7 protein-coding genes are annotated in these 7498 nt (G+C 48.4%); 1 reads left to right on the forward strand and 6 read right to left on the reverse strand.

Annotated elements, in window-relative coordinates; translation table 11 throughout:
- On the forward strand, positions 1-2458 hold a 2458-nt coding region (gene mutS, locus B2X00_RS07375; RefSeq protein ID WP_290486817.1), incomplete at its 5' end, for a DNA mismatch repair protein MutS.
- Here the strand turns inward: mutS and rpoS are convergent.
- The 6 genes from rpoS to truD all read right to left on the reverse strand — a co-directional run bounded on the left by rpoS (position 2455) and on the right by truD (position 7446).
- Positions 2455-3456 carry an RNA polymerase sigma factor RpoS gene (gene rpoS / locus B2X00_RS07380; RefSeq protein ID WP_290486819.1) on the reverse strand — a complete coding sequence of 334 codons (1002 nt, stop codon included), beginning with the start codon at positions 3454-3456 and terminating at the stop codon, positions 2455-2457. The two genes, mutS and rpoS, sit on opposite strands and share 4 nt — an antisense overlap.
- Before the next feature lie 70 nt (positions 3457-3526).
- Positions 3527-4420 carry a peptidoglycan DD-metalloendopeptidase family protein gene (locus B2X00_RS07385; protein WP_290486821.1) on the reverse strand — a complete coding sequence of 298 codons (894 nt, stop codon included), beginning with the start codon at positions 4418-4420 and terminating at the stop codon, positions 3527-3529.
- A 13-nt stretch (positions 4421-4433) separates the two neighbouring features.
- Positions 4434-5021, reverse strand: coding sequence for a YqaA family protein (locus B2X00_RS07390; protein WP_290486823.1), 588 nt, complete (start codon positions 5019-5021; stop codon positions 4434-4436).
- On the reverse strand, positions 5018-5656 hold the full coding sequence (locus tag B2X00_RS07395) for a protein-L-isoaspartate(D-aspartate) O-methyltransferase (protein ID WP_071463712.1): 639 nt from the start codon (positions 5654-5656) through the stop codon (positions 5018-5020). Before B2X00_RS07395 ends, B2X00_RS07390 begins: the two co-directional genes overlap by 4 nt.
- Positions 5646-6407, reverse strand: coding sequence for a 5'/3'-nucleotidase SurE (gene surE, locus B2X00_RS07400; protein ID WP_290486825.1), 762 nt, complete (start codon positions 6405-6407; stop codon positions 5646-5648). The genes B2X00_RS07395 and surE overlap by 11 nt, the downstream gene beginning before the upstream one ends.
- Positions 6385-7446: a tRNA pseudouridine(13) synthase TruD gene (gene truD / locus B2X00_RS07405; RefSeq protein WP_290486827.1), complete on the reverse strand. Its 1062-nt coding sequence runs from the start codon at positions 7444-7446 to the stop codon at positions 6385-6387. Before truD ends, surE begins: the two co-directional genes overlap by 23 nt.
- Positions 7447-7498: the final 52 nt, after the last annotated feature.

Raw genomic sequence — 7498 nt, forward strand, 5'->3', positions numbered from 1 at the left:
TCGGATGGGGGATTTTTACGAACTGTTCTATGATGATGCCAAGCGAGCTGCGCAACTACTCGATATTTCATTAACTAAGCGTGGCGCCAGCAATGGCGAGCCAATCCCAATGGCCGGTGTCCCTTACCATGCGGTTGAAAACTATTTAGCTCGGTTAGTCACCCGCGGCGAGTCCGTTGCTATTTGTGAACAAATCGGCGACCCTGCCACCAGTAAAGGCCCTGTTGAGCGTAAAGTTGTACGTATTTTAACTCCGGGCACCATTACGGATGAATCGTTACTCAACGATAAGCAACAAAATCTGCTTTCAGCCATTTGTGAGATCAAAGCGGGCTTTTCGCTTGCTACATTAGAATTAAGCAGTGGTCGTTTTTGGCTTAGTCAACCACAATCTCGCGAGCAGTTGGCGGCTGAATTACAACGTTTGCAGCCGGCTGAACTACTGTATCCCGAGGGCATGAACTTAACCCAACTCCCACTTGCGCACTGTCGTTGTCGAAAGCGCTCACCTTGGGAGTTTGATACAGATACCGCTTTTAAACTACTCACGCAACAATTTGCAACGCGTCACCTTGAGGGATTTGGCTTTAGTGAGCAAGATCCAATACTCGGCAGTGCCGGCGCCGTCATGCATTATGTACAAGATACCCAACGCGCTGCGTTACCCCATATTCGCGCGATCATGCGCGAACCGACCGATGACGCGATTATTCTAGATGCCGCCACGCGCCGAAATCTCGAGTTGAATCAAAGTACTCAAGGCGAGTCGACACACCTCACAGCGGTACTGGACGAAACCGTATGTGCAATGGGAAGCCGTAACTTCCAACGTTGGCTGCAGCGACCGCTTCGCGATCACGCGATATTAAACCAGCGTTACGATGCTGTTACTGCACTACACGCTGAGGATCGCTATCTAAACTTACGCGAACAACTTAAAACGATTACCGATATTGAACGTATAGTTGCACGTATTGGCTTGCGAAGTGCGCGACCACGTGACTTTGCAAGACTGCGCGATAGTTTGGCACGGCTACCAGAGCTTAAACGAGACTGCACCGCTAACGCACTTAATTACCTCAATGAGCGAATAGCGCCTTTTGACGAGTTATTGGACGTATTAACCCGAGCAATCATTGAACAACCTCCTGTTCTTATTCGCGACGGCGGTGTTATCGCACCGGGTTACGATGCCGAGCTTGATGAACTGCGTGATCTTGCTACTGGCGCTACGGATTACTTAACCGCTCTTGAGCGCCGTGAGCGTGAAAAAACGGGCATTAGCTCGTTAAAAGTTGGCTACAACAAAGTACATGGATACTTTATAGAGACCTCAAAAAGTGATGGTCATCAAGTCCCTGCTGAGTATCAGCGCCGGCAAACATTAAAAAACGCTGAACGCTATATTATTCCTGAATTAAAAGCACATGAGGACAAAGTGCTAACGGCACAGGCAAAATCGTTGGCGCGTGAAAAAGCGTTATATGATGCGCTTTTCGATCAGTGTTTGCCATTTGTTGAGGCGCTACAACAAACCGCCTCAGCCATTGCCGAACTCGACACCCTGTGTGCGTTTACCACCCTCGCCGTTGAGCAAAACTATTGTCGCCCTACTCTCGTTCAGCAAAGCGGTGTGCTGAACTTAACTCAAGCGCGTCACCCTGTGATTGAGCGTTTGAGTGATGAACCTTTTATCCCCAACGATTTGACCATGTCGCATCGTCGTCGCCTACTGATGATCACGGGCCCTAATATGGGCGGTAAATCGACCTATATGCGTCAAGCCGCACTGATCGTGATTTTGGCCCACATGGGTTGCTTTGTACCCGCCCAAGCGGCTGAAATTGGTTATGTTGATCGTATATTTACACGCATTGGCGCATCGGACGACATCGCATCAGGTCGCTCGACGTTTATGGTCGAGATGACAGAGACCGCTAATATTTTACACAACGCCACATCGGATAGTTTGGTGCTGATGGACGAGATAGGTCGTGGCACATCAACATACGATGGTTTATCGTTAGCTTGGTCAGTGGCTGAACAACTCGCATCAAAACTCGACTGCCTCACCCTGTTCGCAACTCATTATTTTGAGCTCACTGAGCTTGCCGAACGGCTGGACAACAGCTGTAATATTCACGTCGAGGCGCAAGAACACAATGATCACATTGTATTTCTGCATAGCGTGAGCGAGGGCGCAGCGAATCGCAGTTTTGGATTGCAGGTGGCAAAACTAGCAGGTGTGCCTGATGTTGTGATTGAACGGGCTAAACAAAAGTTAGCGCAGCTAGAAACCGAGCCTAAGAGTCAGCAAATGGAAATGCCGCTACCGGAGACAACACCTGCTAAGCCAACTCAAGACCCATTACGGGAAGAGCTTGAAGCGCTTAACTTGGATCAAATGACTCCAATGCAAGCGCTTATTTGGCTGAATGAAAAACGTAAAAAGATTTAACGCGCGGTAAATAAGGCTTCTAGCGTCAGTCCTTGCTGACGCAGGAAGTCGCGTAACTTCCGTAAAGCTTCCACCTGTATCTGGCGCACACGCTCCCGCGTTAAACCAATTTCGTGACCGACATCCTCCAGTGTGGAAGGCTCATAACCAAGTAGCCCAAAACGACGCGCCAACACTTCTTTTTGCTTCGGATTAAGGGCTTCAAGCCACTCGGTAATGCGTTCTTTTAAGTCACCGTCTTGTAACACGCCTTCTGGACCCTCATCAGCCTCATCGGTCAGAATATCAAGCAGTGCTTTATCATTTTCACCACCGATCGGAGTATCAACCGACGTCACACGTTCATTCAGTCTCAACATTTTAGTGATATCTTCGACCGGCTTATTTAAACTGGCTGCGATATCCTCTGCGGTCGGCTCATGATCAAGCTTATGAGCGAGTTCGCGCGCTGCGCGTAAATACACATTGAGTTCTTTAACCACATGGATGGGCAACCGAATCGTCCGCGTCTGGTTCATTATCGCGCGCTCAATGGTTTGTCGGATCCACCATGTAGCGTAGGTTGAAAAACGAAAACCTCGCTCGGGGTCGAATTTTTCGACGGCACGAATAAGCCCAAGGTTGCCCTCTTCAACCAAATCCAGAAGTGCCAAGCCTCGGTTGCAATAGCGCCGTGCGATTTTAACAACTAAGCGTAAATTACTTTCAATCATTCGCTTGCGGGCGGCCGCATCGCCTTTGAGGGCGCGCCTAGAGTAAAATATTTCTTGCTCTGCGGTTAATAAAGGGGAGAAACCTATCTCACTGAGATAAATTTGTGTGGCATCCATCTTGCGTTGGTATTGACCAGAATGAACCAACACTTCTTCAAGCGCTTGTTCCTCTTCCGAGCTATCACGCACCTCATCAGATAATGCTTCGGACTCAATTTCCTCGTCCTCCAACACATCTGATTCTTTCATGTCATCTTCAACTTCGCTTTTAAGCTTACTACTCATGACGTTCCCCTTGCACTACTCTGCATACAGACCTCAACGTGTATCAGTCAAGGCCGAGCAGCTTACTTACCTATTTCGGTAGGTAGTGTCTCGGGTTGACTGACTTGCCGCGATAACGCACTTCAAAGTGCAACATAACGCGCGTGGTTCCTGAATCACCCATTTCTGCAATTGGCTGTCCGACATCGACCCACTGTTGCTCATTTACTAGAATTTTTTCATTGTGTGCGTAGGCAGTAATAAAATCATCGTTATGTTTCAAAATGATTAAGTTACCGTAACCACGAAGGCCGTTTCCTACATACACCACTTTTCCAGCAGCAGCGGCATTTACTACATCACCCTTTTGACCTGCAAAATCAAGTCCTTTATTACCTCGTTCAGCTAACGAAAAGTCACGAATAACATCGTTACTGACGGGCCAACGCCATTGGATGTCCTTATTGCTTACGGACATCGAGCTTGGACGTGTGGCGACCACTTGAGCTGTCTTTTTATTTGGCTTAGCCGTCACACGCTCTTTAACATTTGTTTTAGACTTTTGTTTTTCAATCGTTTTTTTGCTGTATGTATTTTGAACATACTCTTTCGTATTGGGCTTGGCAACGGTTTGACTTATATCTTTTTGCTTCTCTGAAGACGGTTTTTTAGAACTTGTAGTTTTTTGAGTCGCGGCTTTTAAGCGTAATGTTTGTCCTGGGAAGATGGTGTAGGGTTCAGCGAGTCCATTGATGCGTGCCAGTCTGTTCACATCCATACTGGCACGGAAAGCAATTGAATAGAGCGTCTCGCCACTTTGGACTTGATATTGATTTGCCTGAGCAAGGCTATCGGCTTCGTAATCTTGATATGTTTTACCCGTATAAAGCGTCTCAACAGGGGCTGGTGTCGAACGCGACGAGCAGCCTGCGACAAGCAAAGTAGCGCCAACAATACTCAAAGCCAACACCCTATGCGGAGCCATCGATAACCTGTCCTTATGAAACGAATTTAATTACCAAGACTACAAGAACCGCAATAATAACGGTAGCCCAGCCAATACGATCAACATAGGTCCGCAATTTAATCGCCATAGCGGGACCACCCCAACGAAGTAACCAAGCCACTAAGTAGAACCGCAGCCCCCGACTGACTGCGGAGGCGAGCAAAAAAGGCAAAAACGCCATACTCAGCATGCCAGCGCTCACCGTAAATAGTTTATAGGGAATAGGTGAAAAACCCGCGAGAAAAACAACCCAGATACCATAATGTTCGAACCAACTCACGATGGTTGCTAATTTATCCTGATACCCCATTAATTCAACAAATGGCAGGACTGCCGCGTCATAGGCCCACATACCGAGCACAAACCCAACACAGCCACCCAGTACCGAAGTGAGTGTCGTTATACCTGCAAATCGAAAGGCCCGTTTAGGTTGTGTCATCGCCATGGGCGCTAGCATGACATCGGGCGGGATAGGAAAGAAAATCGCCTCAGAAAAACTCAGCGCAGCCAAAATCCATTGCGCATGTGCGTGTTGCGACCAGCGTAACACCGCATCGTACATCCTTGAAAAAAGCTTCACTGAACGGCTCCTTTCACTAGAGGAACAAATCGCACATCACCAATGCGTTGCTGTTCATACTCATCACCAAAACGCCTGACTACAGTCAGGCTTTGCTTCGACTCGCCGACCGGAATAATCAACACACCGCCATCAGCAAGCTGCTCGAGTAATGCATGAGGTAATTCACTGGCGGCTGCGGTGACAATAATACCGTCGAATGGCGCTTTACTTTTCCAGCCTTCCCAACCGTCGCCGTGGCGCATCGCAACATTATGAATATCAAGACTACGTAACCGACGCTTTGCTTGATATTGCAATTGAGCGATACGCTCAACACTGAACACTTGGTCGACTAACTGTGCCAATATCGCAGTCTGATAACCCGACCCAGTGCCGATTTCTAACACATGCTGACAGTGGTGCTGGATGAGCAACTGTGTCATTGTTGCAACCATCAAGGGCTGCGATATGGTTTGTCCATTGCCAATGGGTAATGCGGTATTTTCGTACGCTTTGTGCGCAAGCGATTCGGGCATAAACCGCTCTCGCGGCGTCGTTTGAATCACTTCGAGCACGCGTTGGTTAGTAATACCGGCCTGAGTCAAGGTTTGCACCAGCCGCTTAGCCATCCCTGAGTGATTTTTATTGAGCATCGTCCCGTTCCGCTAACCATTGATCTAACGTGTCTTGATGACGCTTAGCGGTCATGTCTAAACTTAATGGCGTAATCGACACATAGCCGTCATGAATCGCAGCAAAGTCAGTGTCGGGCGCGTCATCTAAATGATGACCTATAGGTCCATACCAGAAGATTTCACGACCAAAAGGATCGCGATCACGCACCATGGTCTCCGCGCGGTGTCGGCGGCCTAACCGAGTTACTCGTGTGCCTTTAATGTCATTATAAGGCCCATAAGGAACATTAACATTGAGCACGGTATCCAGTTGGAGGGGCTTAGACTCCATGCTTTCAACCAACTCGGCCACCACTTGCGCTGCTGTATCGTAGTAGTCATGCCCGCGTCCGCCCATCGATACGGCAATTGCTGGTAGTCCTTTAAAGCGCCCCTCCATCGCGGCTGCCACAGTACCGGAATAAAACACATCGTCACCCATATTAGGCCCATCGTTAATGCCTGATACCACGAGGTCAACCTCTTCGGCAAACGGTGAGTTAGTGCCAATGTGGACACAGTCAGTTGGCGTGCCATTGAGCGAGTAGAAGCCATTATCGAGCTGTTGCAGACGCAACGGATTGTGTAATGTCAGTGAATTACTCGCACCACTACAATTTCTATCCGGTGCTATCACGCGTACCTCAGCAATGGATTTCAAGGCTTGGTAAAGCGCATGGATACCGGGCGCGTGAACGCCGTCGTCATTACTCAACAGAATCTTCATCATTTTCAGTCACCGATAAATCAATAAGTTCACTAATACATGCAGTTGCAAAACTGCCTTTCGGTAGTTCAAAACAGATAATTGCATCGCTCCCCTCCCAATTTAATTCTGGGTTAACGGGTTGTAGACGCATAGCACGGCGGCTTGCTTTGACTTTTTTTGACGCTAAACAGTCAATAATATCAGCCCACGGACTCACACAATCGGCTTCAAACTGTTCTGCTTTCCCCGAAGTGAGCGGTTTAGACACCCAACCCGGCTGACCGCCCGTTAACTGAATATCGCCACTGGCAAGACGCTGTTTCAGCTCATCATCCCAACGTTCAACGTGAAAAACCGAATGAGAGCCTGACAACATGACGCAGTCACCTTCAAGCGTCTCAAAACCATATTGCCGATACCTCTCCGATACAATTTGGTTGAATAAGAATGATCGCACTGACGACAACAATCGGCTTTGCTCTGGTTTCTTCACACGTTTATTACTGCCACCCGCTCGCAGCCATTCAAATCCGCGAGTTAAGTTATTCTGCTCATGACCGAATCGTTGCGGGCCAAAATAGTTAAGCGCACCGTCGGTTACAAGCGTGCTCCAGTTTTGCTCAAACAGTCCCTTATCGGCGACATCACGCAAGCGGATCTTAAACTGATTCGCTTCATGTAACCCGAGCTTAAGCTTCTTTTGTCGACGAATCACCTTCAGGACTTGGAATTCGTCATTGTCGAGCTGTTGCCAATCCAAAGTATCTTGCCCCGGCAATTGCACCGAGAACCATTGCTCAGTCACTGCGTTACGGTCTTTTAAACCTGCATAACTGACGTTTTTAGCTGAGGTATCGGCAAATCGGGCAAGCTGGCGTGCAACAAACTGTGTATTGGCACCCCGCTTACGAATCCACAACCACTGATGTTCACCCTCTCCGTCGTCAGCGACATCAAGTCGTTCGGTCACCACGAAGTCTTCTGGATAACGTTTGAACTGCGCGTGCGTGCGCTTTGAATTGAGCCTAACTGGGTTAATTGCCGCGTCTAACTGACTCATGACTTACCCGCCATTAATACCACTGCATGGCACGCTATACCTTCATTCCGGC

Origin of the sequence: Idiomarina sp. UBA3162, from assembly GCF_002364475.1 — a bacterium.
Classification (GTDB): Bacteria; Pseudomonadota; Gammaproteobacteria; order Enterobacterales; family Alteromonadaceae; genus Idiomarina.